17 protein-coding genes are annotated in these 15748 nt (G+C 57.7%); 7 read left to right on the top strand and 10 right to left on the bottom strand.

Annotation, left to right across the window (positions count from 1 at the left end; translation table 11 throughout):
- Positions 1-124 precede the first annotated feature (124 nt).
- Positions 125-2308, top strand: coding sequence for an esterase-like activity of phytase family protein (locus ACR0DG_RS15655; RefSeq protein WP_480698310.1), 2184 nt, complete (start codon positions 125-127; stop codon positions 2306-2308).
- Between the two features lie 204 nt (positions 2309-2512).
- On the top strand, positions 2513-3049 hold the full coding sequence (locus ACR0DG_RS15650) for a DUF4274 domain-containing protein (RefSeq protein WP_480698312.1): 537 nt from the start codon (positions 2513-2515) through the stop codon (positions 3047-3049).
- A gap of 162 nt (positions 3050-3211) precedes the next feature.
- Here the strand turns inward: ACR0DG_RS15650 and ACR0DG_RS15645 are convergent, their stop codons facing one another.
- The 6 genes from ACR0DG_RS15645 to ACR0DG_RS15620 all read right to left on the bottom strand — a co-directional run bounded on the left by ACR0DG_RS15645 (position 3212) and on the right by ACR0DG_RS15620 (position 9420).
- Positions 3212-3679, bottom strand: coding sequence for an Hsp20 family protein (locus ACR0DG_RS15645; protein WP_480698314.1), 468 nt, complete (start codon positions 3677-3679; stop codon positions 3212-3214).
- 122 nt (positions 3680-3801) lie between these two features.
- On the bottom strand, positions 3802-4614 hold the full coding sequence (locus ACR0DG_RS15640) for a trypsin-like serine peptidase (RefSeq protein ID WP_480698316.1): 813 nt from the start codon (positions 4612-4614) through the stop codon (positions 3802-3804).
- Positions 4611-5402: a trypsin-like serine peptidase gene (locus ACR0DG_RS15635; RefSeq protein ID WP_480698318.1), complete on the bottom strand. Its 792-nt coding sequence runs from the start codon at positions 5400-5402 to the stop codon at positions 4611-4613. The genes ACR0DG_RS15640 and ACR0DG_RS15635 overlap by 4 nt, the downstream gene beginning before the upstream one ends.
- A 116-nt stretch (positions 5403-5518) precedes the next feature.
- The gene (glcF, locus tag ACR0DG_RS15630; protein WP_480698320.1) at positions 5519-6841 is read right to left on the bottom strand and encodes a glycolate oxidase subunit GlcF; all 1323 of its coding nucleotides are present in this window, start codon (positions 6839-6841) and stop codon (positions 5519-5521) included.
- 4 nt (positions 6842-6845) lie between these two features.
- Positions 6846-7946: an FAD-binding protein gene (locus tag ACR0DG_RS15625; RefSeq protein WP_480698322.1), complete on the bottom strand. Its 1101-nt coding sequence runs from the start codon at positions 7944-7946 to the stop codon at positions 6846-6848.
- Positions 7947-7971: 25 nt separating this feature from the next.
- A complete protein-coding gene (locus ACR0DG_RS15620) occupies positions 7972-9420 on the bottom strand; it encodes an FAD-linked oxidase C-terminal domain-containing protein (RefSeq protein WP_480698324.1) in 1449 nt (482 codons plus the stop codon).
- 82 nt (positions 9421-9502) lie between these two features.
- Here ACR0DG_RS15620 and ACR0DG_RS15615 point away from each other — a divergent pair, with 82 nt between their 5' ends.
- Entirely contained in the window at positions 9503-10201 is a 699-nt protein-coding gene (locus ACR0DG_RS15615; RefSeq protein WP_480698326.1) for a DUF599 domain-containing protein, read from the top strand.
- Positions 10202-10236: 35 nt separating this feature from the next.
- A complete protein-coding gene (locus tag ACR0DG_RS15610) occupies positions 10237-10584 on the top strand; it encodes a hypothetical protein (protein ID WP_480698328.1) in 348 nt (115 codons plus the stop codon).
- Between the two features lie 2 nt (positions 10585-10586).
- Here the strand turns inward: ACR0DG_RS15610 and ACR0DG_RS15605 are convergent, their stop codons facing one another.
- From ACR0DG_RS15605 to ACR0DG_RS15590, 4 genes are all read right to left on the bottom strand, one after another.
- Positions 10587-11072: a flavodoxin family protein gene (locus ACR0DG_RS15605; RefSeq protein ID WP_480698330.1), complete on the bottom strand. Its 486-nt coding sequence runs from the start codon at positions 11070-11072 to the stop codon at positions 10587-10589.
- 1 nt (position 11073) lies between these two features.
- On the bottom strand, positions 11074-11544 hold the full coding sequence (gene rlmH / locus ACR0DG_RS15600) for a 23S rRNA (pseudouridine(1915)-N(3))-methyltransferase RlmH (RefSeq protein ID WP_480698332.1): 471 nt from the start codon (positions 11542-11544) through the stop codon (positions 11074-11076).
- A 44-nt stretch (positions 11545-11588) separates the two neighbouring features.
- Positions 11589-11948 (bottom strand): ribosome silencing factor, encoded by a 360-nt coding sequence (rsfS, locus tag ACR0DG_RS15595; RefSeq protein WP_480698334.1) that lies wholly within the window; start codon positions 11946-11948, stop codon positions 11589-11591.
- Between the two features lie 164 nt (positions 11949-12112).
- The gene (locus ACR0DG_RS15590; protein ID WP_480698336.1) at positions 12113-13462 is read right to left on the bottom strand and encodes a mechanosensitive ion channel family protein; all 1350 of its coding nucleotides are present in this window, start codon (positions 13460-13462) and stop codon (positions 12113-12115) included.
- Between the two features lie 111 nt (positions 13463-13573).
- Between ACR0DG_RS15590 and ACR0DG_RS15585 the strand changes: the two genes are divergently transcribed.
- From ACR0DG_RS15585 to ACR0DG_RS15575, 3 genes are read left to right on the top strand one after another with little or no spacing between them, the layout of a single operon-like run.
- Positions 13574-13681, top strand: a complete 108-nt coding sequence (locus ACR0DG_RS15585; RefSeq protein ID WP_174819376.1) for an isopropylmalate isomerase — start codon at positions 13574-13576, stop codon at positions 13679-13681.
- A gap of 43 nt (positions 13682-13724) precedes the next feature.
- Positions 13725-15128 (top strand): 3-isopropylmalate dehydratase large subunit, encoded by a 1404-nt coding sequence (leuC, locus tag ACR0DG_RS15580; protein ID WP_480698338.1) that lies wholly within the window; start codon positions 13725-13727, stop codon positions 15126-15128.
- A 37-nt stretch (positions 15129-15165) separates the two neighbouring features.
- Entirely contained in the window at positions 15166-15738 is a 573-nt protein-coding gene (locus ACR0DG_RS15575) for an HdeD family acid-resistance protein (protein WP_480698340.1), read from the top strand.
- Positions 15739-15748 lie beyond the last annotated feature (10 nt).

The following is a 15748-nucleotide window of genomic DNA, read 5'->3' as shown; positions in this document are numbered from 1 at the left end:
GTTTTGGTCCCGGTTTAAAAACCGGGACCTTTTGGTTTGTCACAAAACTGCAAACAAACTGTCACATCCCTGCAATGACCCGCGGTCATCCCCCTTTCATCCAACTGAGAGAGGATAGAACCCGATGTCATTGCGCTTTGTCTGCCTGACATCTGCCCTTGCCCTGACAGCTGGTCAGGCCATGGCAGAGATGAATTTCAACCGAATTGCATCCTTCCCCGTCGTCAAGAACATGGCCGAGGGCGCGGATACCAACCGTGAGACCTCGCCCGAGATCATCGCGGCTACCGCAGATGGCATGACGCTGGTTTACACCGACAGCCCGCTGGGTGTGATTGGCATGATCGACATCACCGACCCCGCAAAACCCGCGCCTCTGGGAGCGATGGAGGTGGGTGGTGAACCGACATCCGTTGGGATCGTTGGCGCGACCGCTTTTGTTGGCGTGAACACCTCGGAAAGCTATACTGCCCCATCGGGTAAGCTGATCTCCGTCGATATCGCGGGCAAGACACAGACCGGTGCCTGTGATCTGGGCGGTCAGCCCGACAGCGTCGCCATCGCCCCTGATGCCAGCTTTGTCGCCGTAGCGATCGAGAATGAGCGCGACGAAGACCTGAACGACGGCATTATCCCGCAACTGCCCGCAGGTGAGCTGGCACTGGTACCGCTGAAAGACGGTGCGCTGGATTGTTCCGGCATGAAGATGGCCTCACTAACCGGCTTGGCCGAGGTTGCTCCGACCGACCCCGAGCCGGAGTTCGTGGATATCAACAGCCTTGGTGAGACCGTCGTTACCCTGCAGGAAAACAACCACATCGCGGTTGTTGCCAAAGACGGCACCGTCATCAGCCATTTCTCGGCAGGTAGCGTGGATCTGGAGGGCATCGATGCCACGGATGAGCGCGGCGCGCTGATCTTCAGCGAAAGCCAGCCGGGCCGCCTGCGCGAGCCTGACGCGGTGAAATGGATCGACGACAACCACTTTGCCACCGCCAACGAAGGCGACTATGAAGGTGGCTCGCGAGGTTGGACGATCTTCCACAAAGACGGCACCGTTGTTTACGAGAACGGCACCGATTTCGAGAAAGCCATCATCCAGATCGGCCACTACCCCGACAAACGCTCGGACAGCAAAGGGGTTGAGCCCGAAAGCGTGACCGCAGCCACCTTCGGCGGCACACCGATGATCTTTGTGGGTGCCGAGCGTGCCTCGGTCGTGGGTGTATACGACGCCACCGACCCGGCGAACCCGGTTCTGAAACAACTGCTACCCTCAGGCGTCGGCCCGGAAGGCTATGTAGCGATCCCCGAGCGGAACCTGCTGATCTCGGCCAATGAAAAAGACCTAATCGAAGATGGCGGCCCGCGGGCGCATGTGTCGATCTTCGCGTATCAGGAGGCCCCCGCCACCTATCCCCACCTGACCTCGGCAGGCGCGGATGAGCTGATCGGATGGGGTGCTCTGTCCGGTCTGGTCGCGGATGAGGACGGCATGATCTATGCGGTCAATGACAGCTTCTACGGCTTCCAGCCCTCGATCTTCAAGATCGACCCCAGCCAGCAACCCGCCCGCATCGTGGACGTGATCCGCATCCACCGTCAGGACGGCAACCCTGCGCAAAAGCTGGACCTTGAGGGCATCACGCTGGACGGCAAAGGTGGTTTCTACGTCGCCTCCGAAGGCCGTACCGACCGTGTGATCCCACACGCGATCTACCATGTCTCCGCCGAGGGCAAGATCAAGGACCGCAAAGGCGAGATCGGCCTGCCTGCCGAGTTGATGGCGGTCGAGAAACGCTTTGGCTTTGAAGGCATCACCAAGGTCGGCGACACCCTATGGATGGCGGTTCAGCGCGAATGGAAGGACGACCCTGAAAACCACGTGAAACTGGTGGCCTATAACCTTGAAACCAAGGAATGGGGTGCAGTGCACTATCCCAAAGCAGACCCGGACACAGGCTGGGTCGGTCTGTCCGAGATTGTGGCCTTCAGTGACCATGTTTACGTGATCGAGCGCGACAACCAGCACGACCACCGTGCGGTGACCAAAAAGGTCTACCGCATCCCTCTGTCAGAAATGACCCCGGCCCCTCTGGGCGGCGACCTGCCCGTGGTCAGCAAGGAAGAGGTCCGCGACCTGCTGCCCGACCTGACCTCGACCGGAGGCTATGTTCTGGACAAGATCGAAGGTCTGGCCATCCTGCCCTCGGGCGAGGCGTTCGTGATGACCGACAATGACGGCGTCGACGATGCCTCGGGCGAGACGATGTTCTGGTCGATCGGATCGGTTTCAGCTGGGAATTAAGCCATTTGCCAAACATTGAACGACCCCGCACGTAATTGTGCGGGGTCTTTGCATTGTAGCTCCTGCTTTGTGCCTATGTTGACCGCATCCTGCAGCCGTTTTCGGCTTAGAAAAAGCCCGCCATACAATTGTCCAAAAACGCATTTTTATTGGCGAATCTTGAGGGACGGTGAAGTCTATTGTGAGACAGGAACAGTTGAAAACATGAAAAAGATGGACGCACTTTTTAAGTACTGGGAAGATCCAAACTACGTGGTCTTAGAGGCTGGGCAGCCTGAAAAAACCATTGATTGGTTATCCCAGCAGACGCCCGATACGTGGCATCGTGTCGTCATGACATGGAACTATGACTATGAGGATATAGTTCTGTCTTGGGTTCTGCAGCAGGAGAACTGCGACAAAGGAACCGCCGCTCGCGTCTTTGATATCGAGGGTATGGGGCACTGGCTTGGGAATGCAGAACTTGCAAAGAACGAAAGTTACTTGTGTTCGATCATTCTAAAGAACTGGAAGCGGTACAAGTCGGGTGATTTCCTTCACACACCCCAAAATAATAATTTACTGCTAGAAAAGGTGCGCATGCACATGGAGAGTGGGTTATATGCCGACACTCCAATTTTGGACGTAGCTCAATACTCAGGTTCTCGCGACGCACAGTCAGAGTTCGAATCTCAAGATGGAAAGATAGTAGTCGCCTTCGACCATTGGTTAAGGACGAATGGCATCGAACTCACAGAATGAGGATCCTTAAAGCGGAGATCATAAAAATTCCAACAAACCTCAGATCTCCGCATAGCTGACATCCCGACAATACAAAAAACAACGCCCCGCGTCTGGAGGAACGCGGGGCGTGCAGTCTGCGATCGTCCTGAGAGGCGGGACTATCGCGATTTATCTTAGGCCTTAGTTCACGGCCTTGGCGTCAACCACGTCTTTCTCGATGGCGTTGGCCGAAGAGATCTCGATCCGGCGCGGTTTCAGGGCCTCGGGGACCTCGCGCTTTAGGTCGATATTCAGCATGCCGTTCTCATGGCTGGCGCCGGTCACGCGGACGTGGTCGGCCAGCGCGAAACGACGCTCGAACGCGCGGGTAGCGATACCGCGGTGCAGGTAGCTGCGTCCTTTGTCTTCGTCGGCTTTCTTGCCAGCGACGACCAGTGAATTCTCTTTTACTTCGACGGAAAGATCCGCCTCAGAGAAACCGGCGACAGCGACCGAAATACGATAGGTATCGGCATCGGTTTTCTCAATGTTATAAGGGGGATAGCTGGGCTGCGCGACGTCGTTAGTCAGAACGCGGTCCATCATGTCGGCGATCTGGTCAAAACCAATAGTGGCGCGGTGCAGCGGTGCAAAATCAAAACTACGCATGTGTCGTATCCTCATGTCAGAGCGATGAACGATTGTGCCCTCCGAACGGACGGGCGGGTTGATTGGTCAGGCCCCATTTGTGGCGACCCGATACAAATCAGATGGGAATGTTTTGGTTGAGTTCAACCCCCGCCGGAGCTGATGAATTTCGCGCCCGAGCTGGACTTGTCTGATCCGACCTGCAATCGGCGAATAGACGCCTTTGGCTTAGGTGCTGCGTTGCGTATGTCGGCCTTGAGTTCCGATACGATCCCTGCCAACTCCATGCCATAGCCGACTTTTCTTTGGCCATCTGTTCCAAGGGCCGAAACAACAGACAAAATCTGCCACCGGGTGCCTTTTCGGGCCAGCAAAGCCGAGCCCGACGATCCAAACGTGATGTCACAGTTGAAGGTGATCAAGCCTTGCCGACGCTCCAGGATTTGGCAGGACCGCTCGCGCGTGATCGCCTCGGATCGGCCGCGCCCGTAGGATGCGATGCTGACCTCATCATTTGTCACGCGCCCACTGTACAGCGCAAACGGATACGCCACCGTGTTCGGGATTGATTGTTCTAGGCGCATCAGCGCGACATCAGCGCGAACCGTGGCCGGGGAAAGGTTCGGGTCGTTGGTGTAATCGGGGTGGACCGCGATTTGGACGACCCGGCGATCGGCCACAGCCTTTCCTTTGATCAGCCCGGCCCGAAAGGTCACGTGCCCGGGCGCATACGGAATTCCAGTGGCACGGTCGACCGCGCAATGCGCTGCCGTCAAAACCAGATCCGGCGCGATCAGGGTTCCCGTGCAAAAAGACCGGTTTCCGATGTCCAGACGTCCGACCGCCTCCCAGCCATAGAGATCCTGTCGGTTGGTCAGCTTGCGTTTCGAGTTCTGCGCAAGGGATGCGGATGCAAGGCCTACAAGGCAAAGGGTGGCTATCACTAAACGGATCATGGCTTGATAAACCGCGCACCCACATTGTTGGTCGCAGCGCCCTGTGGAGTTGTGGCGATCAACCCGCGCCCGGCGGATAGCTCGCGTTGAAGAAGGGTCACTGACTCATCAACCGCCGTACCTACAGCGACGCGCTGACCATTGAACTCGGCCTTGGCGGCCACGACGGACACGATACGGGGGCGCTCGCCCTCAAAGGAAAAGACCGGCGCGCCAGAAGACCCGAACTCGACGTCGCAGGACATGACCAGGACGTCTGACCTGCGGGTCATGACCGAGCACACCTCTTGCAGAGCCGGGGCTTCGGCGCGGTCCTGCGCGTAAGAGACCACGCCCACTTCTTCTCCGCGTGCGGGGCGGGTGCCGGTCTCAAATGGAATAACTGTTGTGTTGCGAATAGGCTGCCAAAGCTCGACCAGAGCAATGTCACTGCCGATACGTGCCGACGAGTCGTCTTCGCCGTACTTGTACTCGGGGTGGATCACGGCCCTGCGCGCGGGCCGATAGGCGGAGGCACGGCCAAGTCGCCACGCGGCCAGAAACTCGACTGTGGACAAATCCACCTGCTTGCCGGTCACTTTATCAAACAGACAATGCGCAGCCGTCAGAACAAGGGTCGGCGAGATCAAAGTGCCTGTGCAAAACCCTGCGCCACCAATATCCAGTCGGCCAACTGCCATCCACGCCCGACCGGCATCGGTCGTGTCCAGACTTTTTAGCCTGGAGTCCTGCGCCATCGCCGTCATTGGCAAAAGCGCCAGTGTCAGTGCCTTAATCCAGTGTCGCAAGCGGTTCTCCGACGTTGCTTTAGACGTATCCTCCTACGCGCCGCATGGGGCGAAAATAGGGCGCTTGCTTGGCGGTCGGTTTCTTTAAGCAACTGCGGTATCGCAGCATCAGAAGCCTACCTTAAGATCGGCACCTCACGGTCCGGCCTGCGGTCCTGCTGCATGGCTCGTGGTAACGGGCCTCCGGTCGCCCAATCCAACAGTTCCACCGTATGCAGAATCGGGACTTCGGTAGCCGACCCAATTTGCATCATACACCCGATATTACCTGCGGCAATAACATCCGGGTTACTGGCCATAAGTGTGCGAACCTTGCGGTTCTTAAGCTGTCCTGAAATCTCTGGCTGCATCAGGTTATACGTACCGGCACTGCCACAACACAGGTGACTGTCCGCGGGCTCGACAACTTTGAACCCAGCCCGTTTCAGCAGATCCTTCGGATATGTCTTGATTTTTTGACCATGCTGAAGCGAACAGGCTGCATGGTATGCGACCGTCATGTCCTTATCATCGCCTTCCGGCACATCCAGCTGCACAAGCAATTCACTGACATCCACCGCCAACGCAGAAACACGCGCGGCGTCCTTGGCCAGCGCATCATTGCGGAACATGTGACCATAGTCTTTGACCGTCGTGCCGCACCCCGAAGTATTGATGACGATCGCATCCAGACCCTGCCCGTCCATCTCAGCGGTCCAGGACCGGATATTGGCTGCAGCCGCCTTGTGGCTTGCGTCGGATTTTCCCATGTGGTGGGTCAAGGCACCGCAACACCCGGCACCTTCGGCCACCACCACCTCACACCCCAGACGGGTCAGCAGACGGATGGTTGCGTCGTTGATATCCGTGTTCAACGCCTTCTGCGCACATCCGGTCATCAGCGCGACGCGCTTCTTGCGCTGTCCGGTCGGGGCGAAACTCTGAGGATCGTCATTCCGACTGACCGGAGGGATATGCCGCGGGGCCATATCCAGCATGGCCTTCAATCTGGCATCTGGCATCAGAAACCGGAACGGACGGCCCAGCTTGGCACCGATCAGCGCCCAGCGAAATCGCATTGGATAGGGTAGAATTTGGGCCAATACCCATCGAAGCACGCGATCCGTGAAAGGTCGTTTGTAGTTCTGCTCGATATACTCACGGGCGTGATCGACCAAATGCATGTAGTGCACACCGGACGGGCACGTGGTCATGCATGCCAAGCACGACAGACACCGGTCGATATGCTTAACTGTCTTTTCATCCGGAACCCGCTCATTCTCGAGCATATCCTTGATCAGATAGATACGACCACGCGGGCTATCCAACTCGTCGCCGAGCACCTGATACGTCGGGCAGGTCGCCGTACAGAATCCGCAATGCACACAGTTGCGCAGGATTTCGTTTGACCGTTGGATGGCCGGATCAGCAAGCTGTTTTTCGGTGAACGTCGTTTGCATGCGCCTACCCCATGAGCCCTGGATTGAGCAAACCGCGTGGGTCGAATTTCTGTCTTATTCCATTTGTTAGAGCCGAAATATTACTGGGCTCAGGTTGGAACCTTCCCAGTGTCTTGATCGTCTCAGTTGATGCACGCACCAAGGTTGCGTGCCCGTCCAAAGCGCCCATTTTCTGTCGCAGATCCGTTCCCTCTGGCACCCGAGCCCAGACCAGACCACCGCCCCAGTCGAACAGCGTCTGCTCGGCTTCTAACTGGGCAGCTAGGGTGGGGGCATCCGAGGGTTTGACCGAAATGCGCCAAACATCGCCATCTTGGCCATGCAAGGCAGACGCATCGCGGATTGCGCGCCAGTGTTCCGTCGGGTTCTCAAGCAGGCTGATATCTCCGTACCCCGAGAGAACGGATTTCAATTGCTCGACACGATATGCGACCGAGTCTGTGAAACCTTCGACACGCAGCAGAGCATGTCCCTCTGACGGGGCGAAGGCCGCCCCGCTTACCTCAAACGGGGATTTCAGCGCGGCGGACAAGGTTTGTATTGCCGATGCAACGTCGGAAACCTGAACGGCCAACGTGGCTGTTGCTTCGGGCTTGGGCAGTACCTTTAGAGACAGCTCTGTCAATATTCCAAGCGTACCCCATGATCCCGCCATCAGCTTGACGAGGTCATAACCAGTGACGTTCTTCATCACCCGTCCGCCATTTTTGATCACCTGCCCGGCACCGTCCACATAGCGCACACCCAGCAGGAAATCCCTGCAAGCCCCGGCCTGAATACGCCGCGGCCCCGAGATATTGGCGGCCACAACACCGCCGATGGTCGGCACACCATTTGTACCCAGCAAGCCCCGATAATCCATCGGCTCAAAGGCCAGTTGCTGCCCTTCGGCCTCCAGCGCGGCCTCAATTTCGGCCAAAGGGGTACCTGCCTGGGCAACAATCGTCAGCGCGCCGGGTTCATAAAGGGAAATACCACTCAGACCACCGGTTTCGATCACGGCCTCAGGGCCATTGATCCCGCGTGTCCCGCCCCCTGCAATACGCACCGGCTGTTCCAGCCCAGCCACCAAGTCGGCCAGTTCGGCTTCACTTTCAGGTTTCATCACAATTCTTCTTTGTTAGAGCCGATTATTCCGCCGCAAGAGGCGTTTCGCGACGTGTCTGCGACGCACTCAATGGGAACACTTTGGCGGGGTTCAGTAGCCATTTGGGATCAAAGACATCTTTGACGGCCATTTGCGCTTCTAGGTCGGCGGGCGCGTATTGATGGGTCATCAGATCCCGCTTTTCGATCCCGACGCCGTGCTCACCGGTCAAACAGCCACCGACATCCACACAAAGCTTCAGGATGTCCGCACCGAACGCCTCACACTTTTCCAGATCGCCCGGTTTGTTTGCGTCGAACAGGATCAAAGGGTGCATATTGCCGTCACCTGCGTGGAATACATTACCAACAGGTAGGCCATATTCCTCGCTCATTTCACCGATCCGGCGCAGCACTTCGGGCAGCGACGAAACCGGGATCGTGCCGTCCAGGCACATATAATCATTCATCTGCCCCATCGCGCCGAAAGCCGATTTGCGACCCAGCCATATCTTGGCGCTTTCCTCGGCTGACTGACTTTCACGCAATTCAACCGGGTTATGACGTTTGGCAATTTCGATGATTTTCGACAACTGATAGTCGATCTCGGCTTCGGACCCCTCGACCTCAACGATCAGCAGCGCATGGCAATCCGGGTATCCTGCCTGGGCAAAGTTCTCACACGCCTTGATACAGAGCGTGTCCATGAACTCGATCGCGACAGGCAGAATACCCGATTTGATAATGTCCGAAACGCATTGGCCCGCAACTTCGTTGTCATCAAACCCCATCAGAACAGGCCGTGCGCCTTCGGGTTTTCGCAGGATGCGCAAGGTTGCCTCGGTCACTACGCCCAACTGGCCTTCGGATCCGCAAACAACACCCAACAGATCCAAACCACCCGCGTCCAGATGCGCACCCCCGATCTCGACCACGCTGCCGTCCATCATAACCATGGTCACACCCATCAGGTTATTCGTGGTTACACCGTATTTCAGACAATGCGCCCCGCCCGAGTTCATCGCGATATTGCCTGCGATCGCGCAAGCCAATTGCGATGACGGGTCGGGAGCGTAGAAAAAGTCATCTTCTTCCACGGCACCGGTCACACTCAGATTTGTTCGCCCGGTCTGCACGCGAATGAAACGGTTGTCATAGTCGACCTCGAGCACCTCGTTCATGCGCGCGATACCCAGAATGACACAGTCAGCCGTAGGCAGAGCACCACCCGCAAGCGATGTACCGGACCCGCGTGGAACGACCGGCACACTCTCTTCGTTGCAGATCCGCAGAACGTCCGAGACTTCTTGCGTGGTTGCGGGCAATACAGCCAGCATCGGTGGACAGCGATAGGCCGTTAGCGCATCGCACTCATAAGCGCGGGTCTCGGCCGGGTCATAGATGACGGCATCCTCAGGCAGGACCTGTAACAAACGGCGTAAAACCGCAGCCTTGCGATTTAAAATATCGGGGTTTGGCTTTGGCATTTCCATGGCGGGCCCTCCGGTTTGGTAAAATAATATTACCAATTTTCCGATCTGGCAAGTTCTCCCGTCACATCATAGGGTCACTTTCATGTCGTGGATTGATCAATCTTTGCCGTTCTCACCCATAGATTTCATTGGCATCGGCCTGCTGATCGCGGCATGGCTGTGGATCGGCTGGCGGATCGAAAACCCAGCACCGCAAAAACCATCCGTGGGCATGATCATGGATGACTACCGCCGCGACTGGATGAAGGAAATGGTGACGCGCCAGCCGCGCATGTTCGATGCGCAGGTCGTTGGCACCATGCGGCAAGGCAGTACATTCTTTGCCTCGACGACGATGATTGCCATCGGGGGCGGGTTGGCCCTGCTGGGCAATACCGAGCGGCTGGCCGGTTTGGCGCAAGACCTTGCTCTGGGCACCGCACCCGCGCTGGTGTGGGAGGTCAAGATTTTGATTATCCTTCTGTTTTTGGCAAATGCATTCCTGAAATACGTCTGGGCGCATCGCTTGTTCGGGTATTGCGCCGTGCTCATGGCCGCCGTTCCGAACGAACCAGAAGATCCCGCTGCGTATCCCCGGGCCGCGCAGGCCGCCGAGATTTGCGTGACCGCCGCACGAAGCTTTAACCGGGGACTGCGCGCGACCTATTTCGCACTGGCCGCCGTAGCATGGATTTTGGGACCCATTGCACTGATATTGGGCACGTTGATTACACTTGCGATGCTATACCGGCGCGAATTCGCGTCACATTCGCGCACCGTACTTTTGAACACCGGATCGTGATGACCAGCCCATGCGCAAAAGGTTAAGTTCAAACCATGAGATATCTTGTTCTGACGGCCCTGCTGGCCACACCCGCCCTCGCCGATGATCCCGTCATCGAAAAGGTAACCGCCAAACCAAGCGGTGAGACCTGGAGATTCGATGTGACTGTCTCGCACCCTGAAACGGGCTGGGACGATTATGCCGATGGGTGGCGCGTACTGGATATGGATGGAAATGAGCTTGGGATGCGCGTACTGCACCACCCGCACGAGAATGAGCAGCCTTTCACACGATCTCTAAGCGGCGTCGCAATACCCGCTGGGACAAGCCAAGTGCAAGTTCAGGCGCGCACCAACGCAGATGGCTGGGCCGAAGAAACTTATGTGGTTCAGCTGAACTGACCTCAGAACACACCCATTTCCAAACCCGCTGCCAATGCTAAGCCAAGTTCGCGGCATTTCTCCAATTGGTCGGCAGGAACGGTTTTTTCGGCCAGAATAGCTTCGGGTGTCTGCGCATGCGTGCACAGGATCAGCGGTGGCTGCACCTCTTTCAATCGCCAACCTGTTGCGATGCGCGCCATCTGGCGGGCGGCGTTCTCTCCGTCGGACCCAGCACATACCATCTGCGCATAGGGGCGGCCTTCGATGCGGCCCAGTACGGGGTAGTAGCTGCGATCGAAAAACTCTTTCATTAAACCCGAAATGGCGGCCAGATTCTCGGGCGCACAAAAAATGTACCCGTCGGCCTGTAGCATATCTTCGGGTCCGGCCTGATCGGCAGTTTTCAGGATGACCTCTGTCTCATCCCGCGCAGCCGCCGCTGCAGCTTCGGCCATCTGCCGGGCCCCGCCGGTGCGCGAGTGGTAAACGATCAAAAGCTGCGCCATGTCAGACCCGGTGATAAGGACCGCCCGACAGGATGGTTGCGGCCCGATAGAGTTGCTCGGCCAGCATCACACGGACCAGCATGTGGGGCCAGACCATCGACCCGAATGAGATGGAAAAATCCGCCTCCGACCGCAGATTAGGGTCTATTCCATCCGCCCCGCCGATGATCAGCGCCAAATCTTGCCGCCCGGCATCGCGCCATCCGCCCAGCTTTTTGGCGAAATCAGGCGAGGACATCACCCGCCCCCGTTCATCCAGCGTACAGATCACTGCGCCCTTGGGCAGCGCTTTGCGCAGCAGCGTGGCCTCAGCCGCCATGCCTGCGTTTTTCTTGTCTTCAACCTCAATCACCCGCGCGGGACCAAGGCCCAGCGCGCGGCCGGTCCGGTCAAATCGGGTCAGGTAATCGTCAAGCAGGGTCTTCTCGGGTCCGGCGCGCAATCGCCCGACCGCAACTATGCTGATACGCATATCTCTCTCGCCTCCGGCCCGTTAGTGCAGGCCGGGATGGCGCCTCAGTTGGCTGAGGCGCTGCCGCCCGCAGGCAGCCACATCTTTTCCAGCTGGTAGAATTCACGCACTTCGGGGCGGAAGATATGGACGATCACGTCGCCCGTATCGATCAACACCCAGTCGCCGGCATCCTTACCTTCGACCTTTGAGGTGAAACCGAATTCCTGCTTGATGCGATCCGTCAGCTTTTCCGCCATAGCCGAGACCTGACGGGTCGACCGACCCGAGGCAATCACCATGTGGTCCGCAACCGAAGATTTGCCCTGCAGATTGATCTGCACAACCTCTTCGGCCTTGTCATCGGAAAGTGAGGAAAGGATACGTTCAAGCAGCTTATCGCTGATTGACTGAGAGTGGGCCATCACGCTGGCCCCGTCATCGGCGGGCAACCCCGCCTGGGTATGTAGAGACAGGACATAGTCCTCCTTTGCTGCGCGCCAATCAATCCCGGCGCCGGGGTACTAATAAGGTAACAAGCGGATTGCAACATTTCAATGAACCGGCACGCAATGGGGGCAACGGCTGCTCACTCTTTGGCGATCTGTTGCGAGTCTGCGTCGGACAGCAGGCGAACCTCGCGCTGCGGGAAGGGCAGCGAAATGTCATCGGCTTTGAACGCGTCCCAAAGGGCCAGATAGACATTGCCGCGGATATTGGTCAGCCCTTTTGTCGGGTCGCTGATCCAGAACCGCAGTACATAGTCCACACTACTGTCGCCAAACCCGATGATGTGACACACGGGTTCATGCGATCCGCCGCTGAGGACACGGGTCACGGATTTGACGGCGCGAATGGCCGTCGCCCGCACCTTGTGCGGGTCATCGCCGTAGCTGGTGCCAAAATTCAGATCCAGCCGCACGAATTTGTCGGAATGCGACCAGTTCACCACCTGATTGGTGATCAGGTCTTCGTTGGGGATCAGGTATTCCCGCCCATCTCGTGTGACAACCGAGACGTAGCGCGCGCCCAGCGCATTGATCCAACCAAACGTATCCCCCAATGAGATCACATCGCCCGGTTTGATCGACCGGTCCATCAGGATAATGATGCCCGAGATCAGGTTGGACACAACTTTTTGCAACCCGAACCCGATGCCTACGCCAATCGCACCTGACAAAAGTGCGATACCCGTAAGGTCAAAGCCAAGCGTTCGGATCGCGGCCAGGAACACCGCGCCGTACAGCAGAACCTGTATGCCCTTGGCCAAAAGCACCTGCATCGACGGCGTGATATCGTCGTTGCGCATCAAACCACGCTCGGCCGCGCGTGTGCCGACACGGGCCAGAGTCAGCAAGATACCGATCAGAAGAACGGCCTGCATGATCCCAAGTGCCGAGATATGAAGATCACCGATCGAAATAGCTACGCCATCCAGGAAACCGGCCACGTCATCCGTCAGATTCAAGGCAACAAGCGTTGCATAGACCCACATAGCCCACTTGAATATCCGCCTGAGTGTTCGGTTGCGCACAAGGCGCGCCACCAACGCAATGGCCAGCCAAGCAGCCGCCAAAGTCGCAACAACACCGATGATATAGCTGCGCGACGGCCACGTCACATGCTGCATGACCAGATAAAGCGACCAGGACAAGGCCACGAAATACACCAGCGTCAGCCGCTGCATCAGCTGCACCAGAACGCGCAGACGCCATTTGGGCCAGCCAGTCCGTGCGCGCGCCCATGCATCCCACCGGTTTTGAGTGAACACGTTCAGGAAATACGCCAGCGCCCAGATCAATACGATGATCACAAGCTGATATTGCCGCCATCCCGGTGTTACGACTAATTCGACAAAGTTCTCAAATTGCGATGAAAAAGCCGCCGTCATATTGGCGTAAAGCTCTGAGATCGTTTCCGGGATAAGGTCTTGGTTCATACACGTCTCCTGACGTTCAGCTTGGACAGCGCGCGCGCTCGATGCAAGCGCAACCTGCCTGCGCCCGGATTGAACCTTGATTGAAGGCAATCCCCGATATATCTGGACGGCATGAGACTCACCGTAGCCCAAATTCAGAACCTTGAAGACCGCGCTCGTCTGCGCGAACGGTTCTATGGGGCTGCCCGCACGGTTCTGGCGCGCCTATCCGCGGCCTGAGCCACCTCGCCAGCCATTTCTCATTACATACGGGAGAGGACCGATGTCCCCCAAAACACTCTATGACAAGATCTGGGATGCCCATGTCGCGCACGAAGCCGACGATGGCACCTGCCTGCTGTATATCGACCGCCATCTGGTTCACGAAGTAACCAGCCCGCAGGCGTTCGAAGGTCTGCGCATGGCGGGCCGCAAGGTGCGCGCGCCGGAAAAGACCATCGCCGTGCCAGATCACAACGTGCCGACCACGCCGGACCGTGTGAACGGGATCGAAAACCCGGAATCGCGCATTCAGGTCGAGGCGCTGGACAAAAACGCCAAGGATTTTGGCATTCACTATTACCCGGTGCATGACGTCCGTCAGGGCATTGTCCACATCGTCGGCCCGGAACAGGGCTGGACCCTACCCGGCATGACCGTTGTCTGCGGCGACAGCCACACCGCCACCCACGGCGCGTTCGGCGCGCTGGCCCACGGCATTGGTACCTCTGAGGTCGAGCATGTTCTGGCCACGCAGACCCTGATCCAGAAGAAATCCAAGAACATGAAGGTGGAAATCACCGGCAAATTGCAGCCGGGCGTGACCGCCAAGGACATCACTCTGGCCGTGATCGGTGAGACCGGTACCGCTGGTGGTACCGGCTATGTCATCGAATATTGCGGCGAAGCGATCCGTGATCTGACGATGGAAGGTCGCATGACCGTCTGCAACATGGCCATCGAAGGCGGCGCCCGCGCGGGTCTGATCGCCCCCGATGAAACCACGTTCGAATATGTCAAAGGCCGCCCCCACGCACCGAAAGGGGCTCAGTGGGAAGCCGCGATGGACTGGTGGAAAACACTCTACACTGACGAAGGCGCGCATTTCGACAAGGTCGTCACCCTGCGCGGCGAAGACATCGCGCCCGTCGTGACATGGGGCACCAGCCCCGAGGACGTCCTGCCGATCACCGCTTCTGTTCCGCACCCCGAGGACTTTGAGGGCGGTAAGGTCGACGCGGCACGCCGTTCGATCGAGTACATGGGTCTTGAAGCTGGTCAGAAACTCAGCGACGTAGAAATCGACACTGTATTTATCGGCTCCTGCACCAATGGCCGGATCGAAGACCTGCGCGCCGCTGCAGAAATCCTCAAGGGCAAAAAGATTAAGGACGGGATGCGTGCCATGGTCGTGCCCGGCTCGGGCCTTGTTCGGGCTCAGGCCGAAGAAGAGGGTTTGGCCGACATCTTCAAAGAGGCTGGTTTCGAATGGCGTCTGGCGGGATGTTCCATGTGTCTGGCGATGAACCCCGACCAGTTGCAACCGGGCGAGCGCTGTGCCGCAACCTCGAACCGCAACTTCGAAGGCCGTCAGGGACGGGGCGGACGCACCCACCTGCTAAGCCCTGCGATGGCTGCCGCCGCGGCGATCACAGGACGGCTGACAGACGTTCGCGAATTAATGTAAGGTGCCCTCATATCTAGATATTTGAGGGATTGATGACATGAGTGACTGGATCAAATGGCTGCTGCTGGGACTTTTGTCCATCGCGTTTGGCATATTCGTGCTGGGCGCGCCGGCTGTGGCGTCTATTGCCGTGACGGTGGTGACAGGGGTGTTTCTGCTGATCTCGGGGGTTCTGCAGATCGCCGGCGGCTTCACCGTTGACGGCACCGGCAACAAGATTCTGTCATTCATCATGGGTGTTGTGATGCTGTTTCTGGGTTGGTCCTTTCTGGATCATCCTTTGCAGGGAACAGTGACCTTGGCGACCGTCTGCCTGATCCTGTTCATGGCAGGTGGTATCGCGCGGGTCATCCTGTCGTTCCAGATGCGCGGAACACAGTATTTCTGGGCGACGCTGATATCGGGCCTGATGTCGATCGTTCTGGCAGTGTTGATCTGGCGCTTTGCCGCGACCGATCCTGCGGTTCTGCTGCAACTGATAGGCATCCTGCTGGGGATCGAAATGCTGTTCAACGGTCTCGGCCTCGTGTTCATGGCGTTCTTCGTCAAGAACGCACCCAAAAGCGAAGCTGCAACACCTGACGAAACAACCGAAGCGAAAGAAGCTTAAACGCGGGGCA

It is taken from the genome of Ruegeria sp. BG8 (genome assembly GCF_056538325.1).
The sequence above is the reverse complement of the archived record's forward strand: the minus strand, read 5'-3'. Positions and strand labels throughout refer to the sequence as shown.